General features: G+C 64.4%; 18 protein-coding genes and 1 tRNA gene. 12 read left to right on the top strand and 7 right to left on the bottom strand.

What is annotated here, in order from left to right; translation table 11 throughout:
* Positions 1–90 precede the first annotated feature (90 nt).
* From O4220_RS15710 to O4220_RS15660, 11 genes are all read left to right on the top strand, one after another.
* Positions 91–1,452, top strand: coding sequence for a neutral zinc metallopeptidase (locus tag O4220_RS15710; protein ID WP_269605763.1), 1,362 nt, complete (start codon positions 91–93; stop codon positions 1,450–1,452).
* A 55-nt stretch (positions 1,453–1,507) separates the two neighbouring features.
* Positions 1,508–2,113, top strand: a complete 606-nt coding sequence (locus O4220_RS15705) for a TetR/AcrR family transcriptional regulator (RefSeq protein ID WP_420030402.1) — start codon at positions 1,508–1,510, stop codon at positions 2,111–2,113.
* Positions 2,110–3,627 carry a flavin-containing monooxygenase gene (locus O4220_RS15700; protein WP_269605761.1) on the top strand — a complete coding sequence of 506 codons (1,518 nt, stop codon included), beginning with the start codon at positions 2,110–2,112 and terminating at the stop codon, positions 3,625–3,627. The genes O4220_RS15705 and O4220_RS15700 overlap by 4 nt, the downstream gene beginning before the upstream one ends.
* Complete coding sequence (locus O4220_RS15695; protein ID WP_269605760.1) at positions 3,624–5,315, top strand: GMC oxidoreductase; 1,692 nt, start codon at positions 3,624–3,626, stop codon at positions 5,313–5,315. The genes O4220_RS15700 and O4220_RS15695 overlap by 4 nt, the downstream gene beginning before the upstream one ends.
* Positions 5,315–5,950 carry an acetoacetate decarboxylase family protein gene (locus O4220_RS15690; RefSeq protein WP_269606314.1) on the top strand — a complete coding sequence of 212 codons (636 nt, stop codon included), beginning with the start codon at positions 5,315–5,317 and terminating at the stop codon, positions 5,948–5,950. Before O4220_RS15695 ends, O4220_RS15690 begins: the two co-directional genes overlap by 1 nt.
* 185 nt (positions 5,951–6,135) lie before the next feature.
* The gene (locus O4220_RS15685) at positions 6,136–7,665 is read left to right on the top strand and encodes a catalase (RefSeq protein ID WP_032380010.1); all 1,530 of its coding nucleotides are present in this window, start codon (positions 6,136–6,138) and stop codon (positions 7,663–7,665) included.
* A gap of 144 nt (positions 7,666–7,809) precedes the next feature.
* Positions 7,810–8,283: a Dps family protein gene (locus O4220_RS15680; protein WP_032380678.1), complete on the top strand. Its 474-nt coding sequence runs from the start codon at positions 7,810–7,812 to the stop codon at positions 8,281–8,283.
* 96 nt (positions 8,284–8,379) lie between these two features.
* Positions 8,380–9,072 (top strand): HAD family hydrolase, encoded by a 693-nt coding sequence (locus O4220_RS15675; RefSeq protein ID WP_269605759.1) that lies wholly within the window; start codon positions 8,380–8,382, stop codon positions 9,070–9,072.
* Entirely contained in the window at positions 9,069–10,868 is a 1,800-nt protein-coding gene (locus tag O4220_RS15670; RefSeq protein WP_269605757.1) for a glycoside hydrolase family 15 protein, read from the top strand. Before O4220_RS15675 ends, O4220_RS15670 begins: the two co-directional genes overlap by 4 nt.
* 29 nt (positions 10,869–10,897) lie before the next feature.
* Positions 10,898–11,698, top strand: a complete 801-nt coding sequence (locus tag O4220_RS15665; protein WP_269605755.1) for an SDR family NAD(P)-dependent oxidoreductase — start codon at positions 10,898–10,900, stop codon at positions 11,696–11,698.
* Positions 11,699–11,707: 9 nt separating this feature from the next.
* Positions 11,708–12,679 (top strand): LLM class F420-dependent oxidoreductase, encoded by a 972-nt coding sequence (locus O4220_RS15660; protein ID WP_032387954.1) that lies wholly within the window; start codon positions 11,708–11,710, stop codon positions 12,677–12,679.
* Between the two features lie 50 nt (positions 12,680–12,729).
* Here the strand turns inward: O4220_RS15660 and O4220_RS15655 are convergent, their stop codons facing one another.
* The 6 genes from O4220_RS15655 to O4220_RS15630 all read right to left on the bottom strand — a co-directional run bounded on the left by O4220_RS15655 (position 12,730) and on the right by O4220_RS15630 (position 16,746).
* Complete coding sequence (locus O4220_RS15655) at positions 12,730–13,485, bottom strand: ABC transporter permease (protein ID WP_269605752.1); 756 nt, start codon at positions 13,483–13,485, stop codon at positions 12,730–12,732.
* Complete coding sequence (locus O4220_RS15650; RefSeq protein WP_269605750.1) at positions 13,482–14,228, bottom strand: ABC transporter permease; 747 nt, start codon at positions 14,226–14,228, stop codon at positions 13,482–13,484. Before O4220_RS15650 ends, O4220_RS15655 begins: the two co-directional genes overlap by 4 nt.
* Entirely contained in the window at positions 14,225–15,124 is a 900-nt protein-coding gene (locus O4220_RS15645) for an ABC transporter ATP-binding protein (RefSeq protein ID WP_269605748.1), read from the bottom strand. The genes O4220_RS15650 and O4220_RS15645 overlap by 4 nt, the downstream gene beginning before the upstream one ends.
* Before the next feature lie 86 nt (positions 15,125–15,210).
* Entirely contained in the window at positions 15,211–15,636 is a 426-nt protein-coding gene (locus tag O4220_RS15640; RefSeq protein WP_269605746.1) for an SRPBCC family protein, read from the bottom strand.
* Between the two features lie 80 nt (positions 15,637–15,716).
* Positions 15,717–15,790 (bottom strand) — tRNA-Pro (locus O4220_RS15635).
* 17 nt (positions 15,791–15,807) lie between these two features.
* Entirely contained in the window at positions 15,808–16,746 is a 939-nt protein-coding gene (locus O4220_RS15630) for a metallophosphoesterase (RefSeq protein ID WP_032380682.1), read from the bottom strand.
* A gap of 185 nt (positions 16,747–16,931) precedes the next feature.
* Here O4220_RS15630 and O4220_RS15625 point away from each other — a divergent pair, with 185 nt between their 5' ends.
* Positions 16,932–17,396: a GatB/YqeY domain-containing protein gene (locus O4220_RS15625; protein ID WP_032380026.1), complete on the top strand. Its 465-nt coding sequence runs from the start codon at positions 16,932–16,934 to the stop codon at positions 17,394–17,396.
* Positions 17,397–17,462: 66 nt separating this feature from the next.
* Here the strand turns inward: O4220_RS15625 and O4220_RS15620 are convergent, their stop codons facing one another.
* On the bottom strand, positions 17,463–19,811 hold the full coding sequence (locus O4220_RS15620; RefSeq protein WP_269606308.1) for a penicillin-binding protein: 2,349 nt from the start codon (positions 19,809–19,811) through the stop codon (positions 17,463–17,465).
* Positions 19,812–20,073 lie beyond the last annotated feature (262 nt).

Genomic DNA, 20,073 nt, shown 5'->3' with positions numbered 1-20,073 from the left:
GGATCGTAGAACCGTGACATTGGAAACGGATTGGAAAACTGGGTGCACTTCCAATCGATTTCCAATCCTCGCTGGTTAGCGTCTGCAGCTATGAGGTCAGTAGTGAAGACGGTCGCCGCGGTCGGGGTAGTAGCGTTGACCTTGTCCGCGTGTGGTGGCTCGGCACAATCCGGCACCAGCACAACGGAATCGACGCCACAGGCCGTCGCCGGCGACGCGCCCGCAACCGCCGGGATGGTGGGCGATGCGTCCGATCCGGTGAACGAAATTGTCGCGGCTGCGATCGATGATCTGCAGTCGTATTGGGCCGAGCAATTCCCCGCTGTGTACGGCAGCGACTATTCGCCCGTCAGCGGTGGCTTCTATGCAGTGGTGCCGTCTTCGGGTGACTTGCCTCCGTGCGCGTCATCGGCGGACGACATCGCAGGCAACGCCTTCTACTGCCCGAGTGCGGATGTCGTGGCCTGGGACAGTGAAGGCTTGCTCCCCGATCTTCGGCAACGATTCGGCGACTTCGTGATTCCCGTCGTGATGGCTCACGAGTGGGGGCACGCGATCCAGGCCAGGGCCAACTTCGAGGGCATGACCGTCACCAGTGAAATTCAGGCCGACTGCTTCGCCGGCGCGTGGGCGGCTCATGCGGTGTCCGACGCCACCGCCTTCGATCCGTCGCAGGCCGAGCTCGACAGTGCTCTGGCCGGGTTCCTGTATCTACGTGACGAGCCGGGCAGTTCGGCCGAGAGCGATTCCGCGCACGGCAGCGGCTTCGACCGCGTCAGTTCGTTTCAGACCGGGTTCGACGGCGGCCCGATGGACTGCAAACCTTACGTCGACGGCTCGCCTCCCGTTCTGCAGTTGCCGTTCACCAGCCAGTCCGACGCCGATCGGGGCGGCGACGCTCCGCTCGAGCAGATCATCGACGGTGTTCCGAAAGATCTCGAGGACTACTGGAGCGTGCTCTTCCCGGAGTTGACGGGCCGGCCGTGGGAGCCACTGAAGCCGGTCGTCGCATTCGACCCGTCCGATGCTCCCGAGTGCGGCGGTCAATCTGCTTCGGGTTACGTGCTCTTCTACTGCGTACCCGACGACTATGTGGGGTTCGATGCCGTCGATGCGATGCCGCGGTTCTACGAGCAGGGTGGGGATTTTGCCGTCGCGGCGCTCATCGCAACCCAGTACGGATTGGCGGGGATGGCACACGCTGGGATCGACGCCGACACCCAGGACACGTCCTTGCAGGGCGATTGCTTTGCCGGGAGTTGGGCGGCCAGCGTCTTGCTGCAGAACCGTCCCACCAGCGGATACACCCTCTCGCCCGGGGATCTGGACGAGGCGATCGCGTCGCTGCTGCTCTTTCGCGGCGACGGTGACGAATCACGGCAGGGGAGCGGGTTCCTGCGCGTCGAGGCGTTCCGGCACGGAGTGATGGACGGCGCTCAGGCCTGCATCTGACGACCCGCCGGCAAACTTAAAGTCAGGCTGGACTGTTTGTTGTTTTGGCGCTACTGTGCAAAGTGTGACTACTGACACAGGGTTGAACGGCACCGAGCCGGCAGCGCGTCGAACGCAGGCCGAGCGCACCGCGGAAACCCGCGCGAAGTTGCTCGACGCCGCGATCGACTGCCTCGTCGAACTGGGCTTCGCCAAGACCAGCACCCAGGAAATCGCTCGGCGCGCCGGAGTTTCTCGGGGGGCGCAGCTACACCACTTCCCGTCCAAGGAGTCGTTGGTGATCGCGGCGGTCGAGCACCTGGTCGACCGCAGGCTCTCGGAAATCCTGGAGGCCGAACCCGATCCGGCGCGAGGACCCGAGATTCTCGCCGACGCGTTTTCCGGGCCCCTGTTCTACGCCGCCCTCGAACTCTGGGTGGCGGCCCGTACCGATCCGGCACTGCACGAGGCGATGGTTCCCCTGGAACGACGCGTCGCCGAGGCGATTCAGGGTGGAGCCCAGATCGTCATGGGTAGCACGATGTCGCCCGAATCCATCGAGCTCAGTGTCGAACTCGCCCGCGGCCTGGCCGTCTCGGCGCTGTTCCGTACTCCCGAGGCCGACGCGCAACTGCGTGAGCGGCTCCTTCCGATCTGGTCCGACAAGGTGATGACGTCATGAATCTCGAGCAGCGTGTGGACATCCTCGTCGTCGGAGCCGGGTTCGCCGGTCTGGCGGCAGTGGCGAAGATCCTCACCGCAGACCCGGCCGCCGACGTCACCGTTATCGAGCGTGCGTCCGATGTGGGCGGCACGTGGCGAGACAACACGTACCCGGGGTGCGCGTGCGATGTGCCCACCTCGCTGTACTCGTTCTCGTTCGCTCCCAGCCCCGAGTGGAGTCACACCTTCGCGCGCCAGCCGGAGCTGTTCTCCTACCTCAAATCTGTGGTGCAGCGTCTGGGCCTGCAGCGCAAGATCATCACCGACTGCGAATTGCAGAGCGGTACGTGGGATTCGAGCACCTCGCGGTGGTCGGTACAGACGTCGAAGGGCGCAACGAGCGCGCGGGTTCTGGTTGCCGCCACCGGAGCGCTGTCCACTCCGAAGATTCCGGACGTGCCCGGCATCGACGCGTTCTCCGGCACGGTGTTCCATTCCGCCACCTGGAATCACGAGCACGACCTCACCGGTGAACGCGTCGCCGTCATCGGCACCGGAGCGTCTGCGGTGCAGTTCGTCCCGGAGATCGTCGACCGCGCGCAGCGGCTCACCGTCTTTCAGCGCACCCCCGCCTGGGTCATCCCGCGACTCGATCGCACCATCGGCCGGTTCGAAAGAACGCTGTACGAGAAGGTTCCAGCGGCCCATCGCGCAGTACGCGGCATCATCTACGGCTATCGCGAGGCGTATGTGACGGTTCTGGCGGACAACCCGTGGATGCTGCCCGCGGTGAAGGTATTCGCCAAAGCCAACCTGAAGCGGCAGGTCAAGAACCCTGCGACGCGGGCCGCTCTGACCCCCGACTACGCCCCCGGCTGTAAAAGGCTTCTACTGTCCAATGATTGGCTCCGGACGCTCGACCGCCCGGACGTCGATCTCGTGACGTCCGGCCTGGCGTCGGTGACCGAGAACGGCGTGGTCGACGCCTCGGGTCGCAATTACGAGGTTGATACGATCATCTTCGCGACGGGGTTCACTCCCACCGAGCCGCCGGTGTCGCATCTGTTGCGCGGCAACGACGGCCGCACCCTCGCGGAGCGTTGGGGCGGTAGCCCGCAGGCGCATCTCGGTACCACCGTCGCCGGGTTCCCGAACCTGTTCCTGATGTACGGCCCCAACACCAACCTCGGGCACAGCTCCATCGTGTACATGCTCGAGTCGCAGGCCAACTACGTGGTCTCGGCCCTCGCCGAGATGAAGGCGCGGTCTGCAGCCGCGGTCGAGGTCGACGAATCGGCTCAGCGGCAGCACAATTCGTGGGTCGACTCCGCGCTCGACGGCACCGTGTGGAATGCCGGCGGCTGCTCGAGCTGGTACCTCGACGCCAACGGTCGCAACTCCACGATGTGGCCTACCTACACATTCCGGTTCCGAAACAAGACGCGAGAGTTCGATGTCTCGAACTATCGGATCGTCCCCGGTACTCCCGAACCAGACACTCTCGAATCAGACAACGAGGTGGTATCCGCATGAGCGACTACGACGTATTGATCATCGGCTCCGGTTTCGGCGGCAGCGTTGCCGCGCTGCGGGCCGTCGAGAAGGGATACCGGGTGGCAGTTCTCGAATCGGGTCGCCGATTCGAGGACGACGAGCTGCCCAAGACCAGCTGGCGGTTGCGTAAATACCTGTGGGCTCCGGCGTTGGGTTGCTATGGAGTGCAACGTATCCACCTGCTGCCCGATGTGCTGGTGATGGCCGGAGCCGGCGTGGGCGGCGGCTCGCTGAACTATGCGAACACGCTCTATCAGCCACCGGCGAAGTTCTTCGAGGACCCGCAGTGGGGTTCGATCACCGACTGGCAGCGCGAGCTGAATCCGTACTACGACCAGGCGCGCCGGATGCTCGGCGTCGAGACCAACCCCACCATCACCGCCTCGGACAAGGTGATGAAGGAAGTGGCCGAGGACATGGGAGTGGGGGACACGTTCACCTCGACGCCGGTGGGCGTCTACTTCGGTGACCGCGGCAAAACTGCGCCCGACCCGTTCTTCGGTGGTGCCGGGCCCGAGCGCACCGGCTGCACCGAATGCGGATCGTGCATGACGGGCTGCCGCGTCGGCGCGAAGAACACCCTCGTCAAGAACTACCTCTATCTGGCCGAACATGCCGGCGCGCACGTTCTTCCGCTGACCACGGTCGTCGACGTGCGACCGAACGGCGCAGGCTACGACGTGGTGACGCGTCGGACCGGCGGGAAGCTGCGCCGCAAGGAGAAGACGATCACCGCCGATCAGGTCATCTTCTCGGCCGGCACCTACGGCACGCAGAAGCTGATGCTCGCAGCCAAGGAGAAGGGTTCGCTACCGCGATTGTCGGACAGGATCGGCTCGTTGGTGCGCACCAACTCCGAGGCGGTCCTCGCCGCGACCGCCCGCGGCCGTGAGGTCGACTACCACGAGGGTGTGGCGATCACGTCGTCGTTCCATCCCGACGATCACACTCACATCGAGCCGGTGCGATACGGCAAGGGCAGCAACGCGATCGGACTGTTGCAGACCGTGCTGAGCGACGGCGGGGGCAAGATGCCCCGAGTGCTCAAGACCCTCGGGGTCGCCCTGCGTCATCCCGGCGCCGCGGTGCGGAGCCTGTCGGTCCACCGGTGGTCGGAGCGAACCGTCATCGCATTGGTGATGCAGACCGACGACAACTCGCTCGAACTCGGATCGAAGAAGGGCCCGTTCGGTCGGCGGCTCACCAGTAGGCCCGGTGCGGGCGATCCACCGCCGCAGTGGATTCCGCAGGGGCACACTGCCATCAGGTTGCTGGCCGACAAGATCGGCGGCGACCCGGGGGGGTCGATCGCGGAGATCGTCAACATTCCGATGACCGCGCACTTCCTCGGTGGCTGCGCCATCGGTGACTCACCGAAGACCGGTGTGATCGACGGCTATCAGCGTGTGTACGGCTACGACGGATTGCACGTGCTCGACGGCTCGGCCGTCAGCGCCAACCTCGGTGTCAATCCGTCCCTGACCATCACCGCTCAGGCCGAACGCGCAATGGCGTTGTGGCCCAACAAGGGTGAGCCCGACAAGCGCCCCGTGGCGGGTAGCGAGTACCAGGAAGTTGTACCCACACAGCCGGTCCGCCCGGTGGTACCGGTGTCTGCGCCGGGCGCGCTGCGGCTTCCACTGACCGTGGTGGGGAGGGATTCGTGATGTGGAGCGTGCCCGAGTCCGAGACCGAGCGCACCGACTGGCCGGTCAGCCCTGCAGCACCATGGCCGGCCAACGTCCGGGCCACGATCTGGTGGCATCGAGCACGGTCGTCGGAGTTCGGTCCGTCCGGAGCCGCAACCCTACCGATCACGATGGCCATGGTGGTCGATTACGTGACGTCACCCGTCGGCCCTTATCGCGAGATACTGGCCAGCCCGGTGCTGCGCCGGGATGTGGGGAGAATCCCGCGGATGGCGGTTCCGTTCATCGCCGTGGATTCCGCCACCTCCGTGCACGGCGGTAGAACCAACTGGCACCTGCCCAAGGTGCTGGCCGACTTCGACGGCGATGTTCTGGCTAAGGCCGGAGTGAGCAGTGGCGAATGGTCGGTGCACACCGATTCTCGCGGCTACGGACCGCAGTTTCCGATGCTCGGGTCCATCGGATTCGCGCAACCGGTCGACGGCGGCTCGGCCGTCGGTATCGCTCGTCTGAGGGGTAAGGCCAGGTTGGCCCGGGTGCGGGTGGAAGCGACGGGACCGACGTTGAGCCGCTGGATGCCGTCGGGCACCTATTTCGGTCTGCAGATCGTGTCGGGGTCGATGCGAACCGGTGAAGCGCAGTTGGTGCCCTGAATGGCGTTCTTTTCTTGACTTAGTCCAGATTGATGGCATGCTGGGGCGTGGAGACGTCGTCGTATCCGGGTTTATGCCGCAGCCGTGCGAGGCATTCTCTCCAAGGAAGCGGTCCAGCGTCCGGCCGTTCAGTGCATCCCCGGGACAGCCCTCCCGGTTTTACTCCAGCCATCAGGAGGCTTCGTATGACCAAGCCGATCAATAAGCCCACCACCAGCAACTCGGGTATTCCCGTACCCAGCGACGACCAGTCGCTCACCGCCGGAACGCAGGGTCCGATCCTCCTGCACGATCACTACCTGATCGAGAAGATGGCGCAGTTCAACCGTGAGCGGGTCCCGGAGCGCGTTGTGCACGCCAAGGGCGCAGGCGCGTTCGGTGAACTCGAGATCACCGGCGACATCAGCAAGTACACCAAGGCGAAGGCGTTGCAGCCCGGTGCCAAGACCGAGATGCTGGCGCGCTTCTCCACCGTCGCGGGCGAGCAGGGTAGCCCCGACACCTGGCGCGATCCGCGTGGCTTCTCGCTGAAGTTCTACACCGAAGAAGGCAACTGGGATCTGGTCGGGAACAACACCCCGATCTTCTTCGTCAAGGATCCGATCAAGTTCCAGGACTTCATCCGCAGCCAGAAGCGCATGCCCGATTCCGGCCTGCGTGACAACAACATGCAGTGGGACTTCTGGACCCTCTCGCCCGAGTCGGCACACCAGGTGACCTGGCTCATGGGTGACCGCGGCATCCCGAAGTCGTTCCGCCACATGGACGGATTCGGTTCGCACACCTACCAGCTGATTGCCGAGGACGGCACGAAGACCTGGGTGAAGTTCCACTTCAAGACCGATCAGGGCATCGATTTCCTGACGCAGGACAAGGCGGACGAGGTCGCGGGTACGTCCCCCGACCACCACCGTCAGGACCTCTTCGGATCCATCAAGAACGGCGACTTTCCCAGCTGGACCCTCAAGGTGCAGCTCATGCCGTACGACGATGCCGAGAACTACAAGTACAACCCGTTCGACCTCACCAAGGTCTGGTCGCAGAAGGACTACCCGTTGATCGAGGTCGGCAAGATGACCTTGAACCGCAACCCGGAGAACTTCTTCGCTCAGATCGAGCAGAGCTCGTTCGAGCCGTCCAACACCGTGCCCGGCATCGGCTTCAGCCCCGACAAGATGCTGCTCGGACGCGTGTTCTCCTACGCCGACGCGCACCGATACCGCATCGGAGCGAACTACGCGCAGCTGCCGGTCAACGCCCCGAAGTCCGAGGTCAACTCGTACTCCAAAGACGGCAACATGCGGTACTCGTTCAACTCCCCGGAGACGCCCGTCTACGCCCCGAACTCCTTCGGCGGCCCATCGGCTGACACGAACAAGTACGGCGACGACGGAGCGTGGGATTTCGAGCCTCGTTTCGTGCGCACCGGCTACATCGAGCACCCCGAGGACGGCGACTTCGTGCAAGCGGGAGCCCTGGTCCGAGAGGTCATGGACGACGCCCAGCGCGAGCGTCTCGTCGGGAACATCGTCGGACACGTTCTCAACGGAGTCAGCGAGCCCGTTCTGAGCCGAGTGTTCGAGTACTGGACCAATGTCGACCCCGAGCTCGGCAAGAAGGTCGAGGAAGGTGTTCGGTCGCAGCAGAACGAGACCGCGCCGACCACCGGTGCCGGCGCAATCGACGATCCGTCCGACGAGGCCGCCAAGGTCTGATCCGACCGACCCTGGGATCGGCGTCACAGCGATGATGGCGTCGATCCGGAACAACGTGAGTCCACGTGCCGTTGTGTAGTACAGACGAAAGAACAATAATGGTGTGCGATGCATACCGTCGTCCAACGGCAGGGAGGCCACATCATGACGAACCCCATCACCAGCACTCTCGACGCAGGCCAGCAGAAGATTGCGGGCGACGCGCTTCAGGGAACCGTGGTCGATCTCATCGACCTCTCGCTCATCGCGAAGCAGGCTCACTGGAACGTGATCGGTAAGAACTTCCGGTCCGTGCACCTCGAGCTCGACGAATTGGTCACTGCTGCACGTGAGTTCACCGATCAGGCGGCCGAGCGGGCGACGGCCATCGGAGTGAGCCCCGACGGTCGTGCAGCTACCGTCTCCTCGACAGCGGGCACCAAGGGCTTCGGTGCCGGATGGACTCAGGACAGCGAGGTCGTGCCGGCCGTTGTCGACAACATCGCTGCCGTCGTCGAGCGTCTTCGCGGACGCATCGCCGATACCGGCGAGGCCGATCCGGTGACGCAGGACCTGCTCATCGGCATCACCGCGCGCCTCGAGCAGTTGCACTGGATGTGGCAGGCGCAGGCCAGCTGACGTTTTTCCACCCGACAGGCCCCTCGCGCACAGCGGGGGGCCTGTTGTTCTGTGCGTCGACTGTTTGCGTGTATCGACCATGGGTATCCAACGGTCATGCCTGTTTCCAAGCCGACGGTCGACGCGGTTCTGCTCGACATCGACGGCACGCTCGTCGATTCCAATTACGTACACGTGGACGCATGGTCCCGCGCATTCCGTGACGCCGGGCGCGAAGTGCCGTCGTGGCGCGTGCATCGGAGCATCGGGATGGACGGGTCGAAGCTGCTGGAGACGCTCGTCGGGTCGTCCGAGAGTGCGGTGGCGCAAGAAGCGAAGAAGCTACACGGGGAGTACTACGCGGCAGCCTCCGTGGATCTCGAGGTCCTGCCGGGAGCACGAGAGATGCTGGCAGACTTGGATACCCGTGGACTCACCGTCGTGTTGGCGACGTCGGCCCCCGAGAGCGAGCTCTCGACACTGCGTGATCTGCTCGACGTCGAGGACTCGGTTGCCGTCGTGACGTCCGGTGAGGATGCCGAGGTGGCCAAGCCCGAGCCCGACATCGTCGCGGTGGCCCTCGAGCGTGCCGGTGTTCGAGCGGAGCGTGCGTTGATGGTCGGCGACAGCGTGTGGGACATCGAATCGGCCGGACGAGCGGGAGTACGCGCCATCGGTGTGTTGAGCGGTGGCATCTCGCGTGGCGAATTGCTCGACGCGGGAGCCGTGGCAGTGTTCGACGACCCCGCCGATCTGCTGGCGAACATCGAGAACAGTCCCATCTACTCTGATGAAAAGGCAAGTGCTTGAGCGAGTTCCGCAAGCCGCACCCCAGGGTCGACGGTTACGTCCCCATCGAGAGCTACGGTGCGATCGGCGACGGTCGGACCGTGGCGATGATCGCCGACGACGGCCGCATCGATTGGTTTCCGGTTCCGAATCTCGATTCACCGCCTCCGTTCGCGGCGCTGCTCGACGCGCCACACGGCGGCTACATCGAACTCGCGCCGCGAGACGAGTTCACCGTCGAGCGTGAATTCGTCCCCGGCACCAACGTATTGAGTTCCACGTTTCGTACTGCCGCCGGCACCGTGCGGATCACCGACTCGCTCAACACCGGTGTCGCCGGGCGGTTGCCCTGGGTGGAGTTGGCTCGTCGCGTCGAGGGTCTCGACGGCAGCGTCGAGCTGGCGTGGGCGGTCGCGCCGGGCACCATGCTCGGGATCGCCTCGCCGTGGGCGTACGACACCGAACACGGCACTGTCCTGCGTGTCGACGGATTGACCTTGGCGGTAAGGACATTGGGCATCGAGGACGTGCAGCTCGCGGACCGCGACATCAGCGGTGTCTTCACCACCCGCCCGGGCTCTCGGCACGTACTCGGCGTGGTGGGAACCGAGAACGAACCGTTGCCGCTGCCGGATCCGCAGCACCTCGACGAGGGAATCGACCGGACCATCGCCAATTGGCGTGTGTGGTCCGACGAGTTCTCGTACGAGGGGCCGTGGTCGGAACATGTTGCCCGCAGTGCACTGGCACTGAAGTTGTTGCTGCACAGCCCGTCCGGTGCCATTGCTGCCGCCGCGACAACCTCACTGCCCGAGAATCGCACCGGTGGCAAGAACTGGGATTATCGCTACTCGTGGGTTCGCGATGCTGCGTACACCATTCGCGCCTTGCAACGTTTCGGGCTTCGTGAGGAAATCCATGCGGCGGTGGCGTGGCTGCTGAAAGTCATCCGATCCAACGATCCCTTGGTCAACGTCTTCTACACCCTCGGCGGCGAATTGCCCGGCGGGACCGAGCAGCCCGACGTGCCCGGCTGGCGAGGCATCGGGCCGGTGGTGAACGGTAACGCCGCAGCAGATCAACTGCAGCTGATGATCTTCGGGGATCTGTTCTCGATCATCCGGCAGTACGTGGACGCGGGGAACATCCTCGATGCGCAGACCGGTCGACTGCTGGCCACCATCGCGGACGAGGCATGCGATTCGTGGCAGCGCAAGGACGCCGGTATCTGGGAGCTCGAGGACGAGCAGCACTACACCAGCTCCAAGCTCGGTTGCTGGCAGGCGCTGGACTGCGCCGTGCACCTGGCCGAAGCCGGCGAGATCCCCGGCATACCGGATCGGTGGAAAGCCGAGAAAGAATGCATTCGGCGCTACATCGAAACCGAGTGCTGGTCGGACGAGCGGCAGGCGTACCTCGCGTACCCGGGTGCCGACGGGCTCGACGCGTCGGTACTGCTGGCCGCCGAGATGGATTTCGATCGTGGAGAACGACTCTCGTCGACCATCGATGCACTCGTCGACGAGCTCGGTGCCGGGCCGCTGATGTACCGCTACAGCGGAGTCGCCCAGGAAGAGGTGACCTTCGTGGCCTGCGCCTTCTGGCGGGTGTCGGCCCTGTCGTGCGTCGGCCGAGACGACGAGGCCACAGCTCTGATGGACCAACTGGTGGAGCTGTCCAACGACGTCGGGTTGTACAGCGAAATGATCGATGCTTCGGATGGGTCGTTTCTGGGTAACTTCCCACAGGGCTTGAGCCACCTGGCCCTGGTGAACGCGGCGCTGACCATTGCGCGCTCGCACGACGCCACAGCCTGACAGCACTCTCTTGGACAAGGTGGGATTTCATGGATTTGGGAATCGACGGTAGGGCAGCACTGGTGACCGGAGCAGACTCCGGCATCGGCTGGCACACCGCGAAAATGCTGCTGGCCGAGGGTGTTCGGGTCGTGATCAGCGACAAGGATCAGACCTCGCTCGACGACGCAGCAGCGCAGCTCGAAGCGCCCGATGGGCAGTTGTTCACGTTCGCTGCGGACGTGACCGATACCGACGCCGTCGAAAACTTGGCGGCGCAGACACAGCGTGCCGTGGGCGACATCGACATCCTCGTCCAGTCGTCGGGGGTGACGGGCGCGCAAGGACTGTTTCACGAGATCGACGAGGAGGGGTGGAGTTCCACCCTCGACATCGACCTGATGGGTCCCGTCCGGCTACTGAGGGCGTTTCTGCCGGCGCTACGCCGTGGTGGTTGGGGGCGCATCGTGTTGCTGACCTCCGAGGACGCCGTACAGCCGTACGACGACGAATTACCTTACTGCGCAGCCAAAGCCGGCGTGTTGGCCCTCGCCAAGGGTCTCTCGCGCAGCTATGCGTCGGAGGGGTTGCTGGTCAATGCAGTCTCTCCCGCCTTCATTCACACCCCGATGACCGACGCGATGATGGACAAGCGCGCCGAGGAGAAGGGCACCGACCGCGACGGTGCCATCGAGAGCTTCCTCGACGAGGAGCGTCCGTACATGGAGCTGGGACGGCGAGGTGAGCCCGAGGAAGTCGCCGCGGTGATCACGTTCCTGTGCTCGGATCGCGCGTCCTTCGTCAACGGATCCAACTACCGAGTCGACGCCGGTTCCGTCGCAACGATTTAGGAGAACATCATGACCAATTTCGGATACACGTTGATGACCGAGCAGAGTGGCCCGAAGGAGCTGGTGAAGTACGCCGTCGGAGCCGAGAAAGTCGGCTTCGACTTCGAGGTCAGCAGCGACCACTACTCACCGTGGCTCTCGTCCATGGGGCACTCGCCCTACGCATGGACGACGCTGGGCGCGGTGGCTCAGGCCACCGAACGCGTCGAGCTGATGACGTACGTGACGTGCCCGATCATCAGGTACCACCCGGCCGTCGTCGCACAGAAGGCCGCCACGTTGCAGATCCTTGCCGACGGACGCTTCACCCTCGGCCTCGGCAGCGGGGAGAACCTCAACGAGCACGTCGTGGGCGAGGGATGGCCGTCCATCGACAAACGGCAGGACATGTTCGTCGAGGCACTGGAGATCATCAGGGCATTGCACGCCGGTGGCTTGGTGACCTACGAGGGCAAGCACTTTCGCGTCGATTCGGCTCGGATCTGGGACCTGCCCGAGGGTGGCGTGCCGATCGGTATCGCCGCCGGCGGTGAGAAAGCAGTGGCGCGATTCGCCGAGTACGGCGATCACCTCATCGCCACCGAGCCGGACGCCGATCTCGTCAAGGCGTGGTCCGACAACCACGACGGCCCCGCACGGTCCATCGGACAGATCCCCATCTCCTGGGATCCCGACAAGGACGCCGCCATCGATCGCGCACACGATCGATTCCGCTGGTTCGCCGGCGGCTGGGCCGTCAACGCCGATCTTCCGACGACGGCGGGATTCGCCGGAGCCACCAAGTTCGTGCGCAAAGAGGATGTGGCCGACACGATCCCGTGTGGACCGGACCTGGACGCCATCGTCGAGGCCGTGAAGCCGTACTGGGAGGCCGGTTACACCGACATAGCACTGGTGCAGGTGGGTGACGAGACCCAGGAGCGTTTCCTTGCCGAGGCCGCAGGCCCGCTGTTGGAGAAGCTGCGCGCGGCGTCCAGCTGAGCACAAGCGACGAGACCCCGATCGAGACCGTCGATCGGGGTCTCGAGCTGTCACTGAACGTGAATGTCCTTGCGGTCGAGTGCCCTGCCGGTCAGTGCGACAACTACGACAGTGAGCAGTGCCGTGGCCGTCAGGACCGACAGCGCGGCTCCGGTGGTCAGCGAACCCGAGTCACCGAAAGTTCCGGAGGCCAGTTGGGTTGCGCGAGTCGCCAGTGCATAGGGCAACACGAAAATTGCCCCGGTCACCTCGGCGGTGAGGAGGAACACCGATATCCCGGCCCCGACGAGAGCGATGGCGATCGGCACCGCGAACGATCTGATCGCCATCGACAGACCGCATTGCAGAGCCGCCACCGGTAGCGAGCCCACCACGACGAGTGCACTGGTCGCGAAGAGCTCGGACGGAAGCATGCCGTCGAGCGAGAAGACCACCTTGCCGAGAACGACGACGGCTGCCAGCATGACGATGTTCATGACCGCGGTCAGCGTTGCCACCACAGCCGTCTTGGCGATCACGATGCGCAACGACGGAACCGGCCCACTCATCAGGGCATTCCAGTTCCCTCCTCGGTGTTCGGATTTCCACGCCAGCGAGGCCAGTACGGCAACGCCGAGTGCGAGTGGGAACAGGCCGTAGAACACGACTGTGCGCAACCACAACGTGCGCCATCCCTCTGCCAACTCTGCGCCCGAGGCGATCGTGTTGAACGTTCCGACCCCGGCGACGATCAACGGGAGGAGAACGACGACCGCCCATGCCTGCGAGCGCCTGAACTTGATCATTTCGGCCGAGAACGCATTCATGCTCGTACCTCCTGTCGATCGAGTCGAACGGTCATGAGCCAGAACAACACTGCCCCGACAACTCCGAGGGCGACGATGCTGGCGTAGGACGGGTTGAGTGTCACCACCTGCTCGCCTCGGTAGTCGGCGGCAGACGCCAAGGAGTAATACCCCCACGGCGTCAGGTGTGCTGTCCAGGACGGGAATCCGGAGGCGCAGATCGCGATGACGGTACCCACGATGCCGATTCCCAGCGCGACCAGTTGGTTGTCCACTCGCGCCGAGATCAGCAGGTGCAGAGCGAGTACCACCAGGTTGGCCGTCACCGCCGCCGCCGTGTAGCCCAGCCACAGACCGGCAGGCAACGGTTGGGTCACTCCGATGGCGGTCCCCAGAAACACACCTGCTGCACTGGCCGCCACCGTCGCGCCGCCGACGACGAGGCCCGTGGAGACGAGCTTCGCCCGAACGAGTGCTCCGCGGTCGGCTCCAGTGGTCTGGTTCAGCATCCAGCCGTTGGACTGGTGCTCGACTTCCACTGTGCGGCTTGCCATCACTGCGATCAGCAGTGGCGACGCGATGGGGACGGCAAGGGACAGACCGGCCAGTGGCAGTGCCCAGGAGACCGCGGTCGAATCGTTCGACGTCGCCGCGGTGAGAGCGCCGACGAAGGTCAACCCTACGATCGCTGCGACCAACAACGCGGCGATCGCGCCGATGTGCAGGTGCCTGAGTTTGGCGATTTCGTTTCGTACCGTAGTCACAATCGGCCGCCCTTCGTCAGATTCATGAACACGTCTTCGAGTGACTGATCGTCGCGCCGAACGCCGTAGACACCTGCGTTGGCACCGACGAGTTCTGCCACCACCTGTGCGGTGGTACCTCGATCGTCGATGCCGGACAGTCTCAACGTATTGCCGTATCTCGGAATTGGCTGTTGTAGAACAGAACTGGCGCGTTCGGCGTCGATGACATCGATGAGCACGTCGGGCGTGGAGGCGGCAAACAGTTCGTCTCGGGTGCCTTGGAAAATCAGGCGACCCTGGCTCAGGATTCCGAGCATGTTCGCCGTCTTGTCGATCTCGCCGAGCAAATGGCTCGAGACCATTACTGTCACACCGTGTTCGGCGAGATGGCGGAGCAGGCCGCGGATCTCTTCGATGCCGGCCGGGTCCAGGCCATTGGTGGGCTCGTCCAGGATCAGCAGTTGTGGTTCGCGCGCGAGTGCCATCGCGATGCCCAGTCGCTGTTTCATTCCCAGCGAGTAGTTCTTCACCTTCTTGTCGAGGTGTTCCTGCAGACGGACGGTGGCCACTGCCTGCTCGATCTGTTCGGCGTGCAGTCCGAGCGAGCGTTGCACGATACGAAGATTCTCCGCACCCGTGAGATGTCCGTATCCGGGTGGAGATTCGATGAGCGATCCGATGTGGGAGAGCAATTCGCGGCGGGTACCGTGATTCATCGGCCTCCCCAGGATCTCCACCTCACCCGAAGTCGGTCGAATCAGGGACAGCAGCATTTTCATGGTCGTCGATTTGCCCGAACCGTTCGGACCGAGAAAGCCGTAGACGCAGCCCTCAGGAATGCGAAGGTTCACGTCGTCGACGACGGTATGCGTGTCGTAGCGCTTGCCGAGGCTGTGAGTTCTGACGATGTCCATGTCTCGACTCTGGCGCGTCGATCATGGAGAGTCGTCGCACGAGAGTATCGAGATCGTCATACTCGGGGATGACGCCGCACGTACCTCTACGGTGCCAGGCGCGACAGATTCTTCGAGATGCTCGACGTCAGTACCTTGCCGACGATCGCAGCGAGTCCGGGGACGGGCGCGTCGAATCCGATCGTGTAGTCGAGCTCGGTGCCGCCGTCGGAGGTCGGTGTCAGTTTCTGGACGCCCCAGTGGCCGCGTAGCGGGCCACCCTTGGTGATGCGGTACTCGATCAGCGAGTTCGGCTCGGACGTGATGGTGGTTTCCTCGAACGCGGGCATCGGCCCGAGCTTGAGGCTGCGGGTAGAGCCGACTCCGTTGCGCGATGTATCGCCGTCGCGCACGCGGTCGATCTTCGCCATGAACAGCGGCCCCAGGTTCTCGTGTTCGGACAGCGCCGCGAACACGACCTCGGGTGGAGAAACGAACCGGTGGGTGACGTGGACGCGGGTCGGTGTCGGCATGCCTCACAGTAGCGTCGATCAGGCAAAGAAAAGGGACCCACTCGATCGAATCGAGTGGGTCCCTTTCGGTGGTCCAACTGTCGGGGTGGCGGGATTCGAACCCACGACCTCTTCGTCCCGAACGAAGCGCGCTACCAAGCTGCGCCACACCCCGTGTACCGCTGGAGAAGTCTAACTCACGACTGCCTCGGAACGCGAAACGCCCTCGTCGGAGACGTTTTTCGGACCCATTCTGGGGGCCGGAGTCAGCGTGATCAGGGTGGCCTCGGGCCGGCAGCAGAAGCGTGCCGGCGCGTAGGGCGAGGTTCCGATGCCCGCAGAGACGTGCAGTTGGGTGTGCGCGCCCCACTTGGACGGACCCTTGACTCGGGAGCGGTCGATCTCGCAGTTCGTCACCAGGGCACCGTAGAACGGCAGGCACAGCTGCCCACCGTGCGTGTGACCGGCGAGGACGAGGTCGTAACCGTCCTGGGCGAACTTGTCCAACACCCGCGGCTCCGGTGAATGCGTGATGCCCAGGCGCAAGTCGGCCAATGGATTGGGCTGACCGGCGATGGTGTCGTATCGATCGCGCTTCAGGTGGGGATCGTCGACGCCTGCAGCCGCGATGCGTACCCCGGCGACCTCGAGCTCACGACGCACGTGCGTGACGTCGAGCCAGCCGCGCTCGGAGAACGCCGCCCGCAGATCGCGCCACGGCAGCGATTCACCCGTCGTGCGCTTGTGGTTCTTGTCGAAGTACTTGAACGGGTTCTTCGGCTTGGGTGCGAAATAGTCGTTGCTGCCGAACACGAACAGACCCGGCCGGGCGAGCATCGGCCCCAGCGCTTGCACGACGCTGGGGACGGCGCGCTGGTGGGAGAGGTTGTCGCCGGTATTGACGACCAGATCGGGTTCGAGCCGGTCGAGTTCACGCAGCCAGTTCTGCTTCATCCGCTGGCCCGGCATCATGTGCAGGTCGCTGATGTGCAGCACCCGCAGGGTCGCCGAACCCGGCTCCAACACGGCCATGGACGTCTCGCGCAGCGTGAAGGCATTGCGCTCGATGAGGGTGGCGTATCCGAGCCCCAACGCCGCCGCGCCTGCAGTCCCGATCACGGAACTCTTCAGCGGAGCTGCTCGGACGGCGTCGCGAGCCTGCTCTGCAGCACTGCGCAGTTGCGTGGAGGCGCTGCGAAGCTGCGTCGAGGTACGGAGAAACGAGGGACTGAATTGTGCGGACACCCTGTCCACGATACGGCAGCAACGGGATATGGACGTGCGAGCCGACGACTGCTCCGCGTAGCGTTTCCGCCATGTCCGAACTCAAGGCCCGTCTCCGTACCGACCTCACCGCAGCGATGAAGGCGAAGGACAAACTCCGCCTGGCAACGCTGCGCATGATTCTCGCCGCCATCCAGACCGAGGAGGTCTCCGGTAAGGAGGCCCACGAATTGACTGATGACGACGTGCTGAAAGTGCTTGCCAAGGAAGCGAAGAAGCGCGGCGAATCGGCCGAGATCTACACCCAGAACGGTCGCGGCGAACTTGCGGCGAACGAGCATGCCGAAGCGCAGATCATCAACGAATACCTGCCCACTCCGCTCACCGACGAGGAATTGGCCACCATCGTCGACACCGCCATTGCGCAGGTGGCCGAGGACCTCGGCGAGCGACCGGCGATGAAGCAGATGGGTCAGGTCATGAAGATCGCGTCGGGACTCGCAGCGGGTAAGGCCGACGGATCGCGACTGTCGAAGGCTGTCAAAGACCGCCTGTAGTGCGCTCCGCGCAGTGGTGCGGTTAGGTGCCCCAGGAGGGCCGTAACCACACCACTGCCGCAGGCACTAGCGAGGAGCCGTCAGGCCCGGGATCGCCGGTATCTGAATGCCCGGCGGCAGTTCCGGTATCTGAATGTTCGGCAGCGCAGGGGCCGGAGCCGGTGCCGGTCGAACCGAGCCGTCGCTGACGTAGATCGTGATGTTGGATCCCGGTACCGCCGAACCCGACGGTGAGGTCGACACCACGGTGCCTCGCGCAGCCTGGTCGGCCGTCGTCACCGCCGTCACCTGGAAACCTGCACCCTGCAGCGTGGACGTCGCAGACGACTGGCTCTGACCGGTCACGTCGGGAACCTGACCGTTGGCGGAGCCGCGGACGTACTTCTGGTCGACGGGTGGCAACGCGACGGGACCGTAGTTGTTGGCGATCGGGGTCATGGCGTCGAACCACGTCCGCGCCGGCTCGTTGCCGCCGTACAGGTTGCCCGAGCCGCAGGGCCGCAGCGGGAACGAGCAGATCTCGCTGGGCGTCGGTGAGTCGCCGTAGGTGTACACGGCGGCGGCGTAGTTGTTGGTGAAGCCGAGGAAGCCTGAGGATCGGTTCGACTCGGTGGTGCCGGTCTTGCCGGACATCGGCAGGTTCCAGCCGGCCGAGCCGGCGGCGGACGCGGACGTGCCACCAGCCTGATCGTCTTTGCTCATCGCGTTGGCGAGCGTGTTCGCCAAGCCGGGCTCGACGACCTGCTCGCAGGCCTGGTGAGCGACCGGCACGGGCTTGCCGTCACGGTCGAAGATCGAATCGATCGGGGTGGGCGGGCACCATTTACCGCCGGAAGCCAATGTGGCAGCCACGTTGGACAACTCCAGCGGGTTCACCCAGGTGGGTCCGAGGGTGAACGAGCCCAGGTTCTGACTCTTCTGGAAATCGGCCATCGACTGGTCGGTACCCGACGAACCCGGGTCGGTGTACGAGCGCAGGCCGAGGCGAACGGCCATATCGACCGTCGGCGTGACGCCTACCGACTCGATCAGCTTGACGAACGCGGTGTTGGGGGACTGAGCCAGCGCGTCGGTGATGGACAGCGCGGGTGGGTAGTTGCCCGCGTTCTCCACGCAGTACGTGGAAGCGGGGCAGTTTCTGGCACCGCCATCGCCGACGCCCTTGACCTCCACGCGCTTGGGAACCTGCAGCGTTGCGCTGGTGCCCAGTCCGCGCTCCATGGCTGCGGCCGTGGTGAAGATCTTGAAGATGGAGCCCGCTCCGTTGCCGACGAGGGAGTGCGGTTGCGGCTGCACGGTCTCGTCGTCGTCGGCGTTGAGGCCGTAGGTGCGGCTGCTGCCCATCGCGAGTACTCGGTGTTGGTTCTGACCTGGCGCGACGACGTTCATGACAGTGGCGACGCCGTCGAGCGTCGGGCTGGTGTTCTCGACCAGCGCGGCCTTGGTGGAGTTCTGCACCGCGGGGTCGAGCGTCGTGCGGATGAGGTACCCGCCCTTGTCGATCTGCTCCTGGCTGATTCCGGCCTGGGCGAGGTACTGCAGTGCGTAGTCGCAGAAGAATCCGCGGTCGCCTGCCGCGATGCATCCGCGGGGCAGAGTCTGAGGGACCGGAAGCACGCCGAGCGGCTCGGCTTTGAGGGCGGCCAGTTCGTCGGCACGCTCGGGGAGGTTCTGAATCATCGTGTCGAGCACGGTGTTACGTCGCTCGATCACGCCCTCCTCGTTGGTGTACGGGTTGAGGGCCGAGCTGGACTGCACCATGCCGGCCAGCATGGCGGCCTGGACGGCGCTGAGCTGGCTGGCGTCGATGCCGAAGTAGGTCTGGGCCGCGTCCTGGATGCCGAAGGACGCGTTACCGAACGGCACCAGGTTGAGATAACGGGTGAGGATCTCGTCCTTGGTGAGCTCTTTGTCGAGCGTCAGCGCCATCCGGATCTCGCGGATCTTGCGGGCGGGTGTCGTCTCGATCGCGGCACGACGCTCGGCGTCGGTCTTGGCCACAACCAGCAGTTGGTAGTTCTTCACGTACTGCTGATCGATGGTGGACGCGCCCTGCTCCACCTGGCCGCTGGTGGTGTTGGTCAGAAACGCGCGCAGCGTGCCCTGCCAGTCCACGCCTCGGTGTTCGGCGAAGCGGCGATCCTCGATGGAGACGATGGCGAGCTTCATCTCGTTCGAGATCTTGTCGCTCGGTACCTCGAAACGGCGCTGCTCGTAGAGCCACGCGATGGGGGTTCCGTTGACGTCCGTCATCGTCGAGACGGCAGGCACCGCGCCCTCGACCAACTCGGCCGAGACGTTGTCGACGGTATCGGCGGCACGGTTCGAGGCGTACCCGAATCCTCCGGCCATGGGGAACATCACGCCGGCGAGCAACGCACCGGCGAGTGCTGAACATCCGGCGAGCTTCGCCACGGTTTTTCCGACTGACACAGAGCACAGCGTACGTGGGTACTGCTCGGACCGGCATCAGGCCCGCACGCGCTGTGTGCTGCGCCCCTGCTCGGGACGGCCGTACCAGAAATGTGACCTCGCCGTCTTGCATTCGCGGCTCGCTTTACCTAAATTATGAGCACGGTGTGATTCACGTAACACTTGATAATGATTGTGGGGCAGCTCTTAGAATTTGTGCTTCGCCAGCGAGGTACAAACTTCCTTGGAGCCTCCGGGACGTCCA

Origin of the sequence: Rhodococcus ruber, assembly GCF_027270735.1 — a bacterium.
Classification (GTDB): domain Bacteria; phylum Actinomycetota; class Actinomycetes; order Mycobacteriales; family Mycobacteriaceae; genus Rhodococcoides; species Rhodococcoides rubrum_A.
This window is presented reverse-complemented; position numbering and strand designations above follow the sequence as displayed.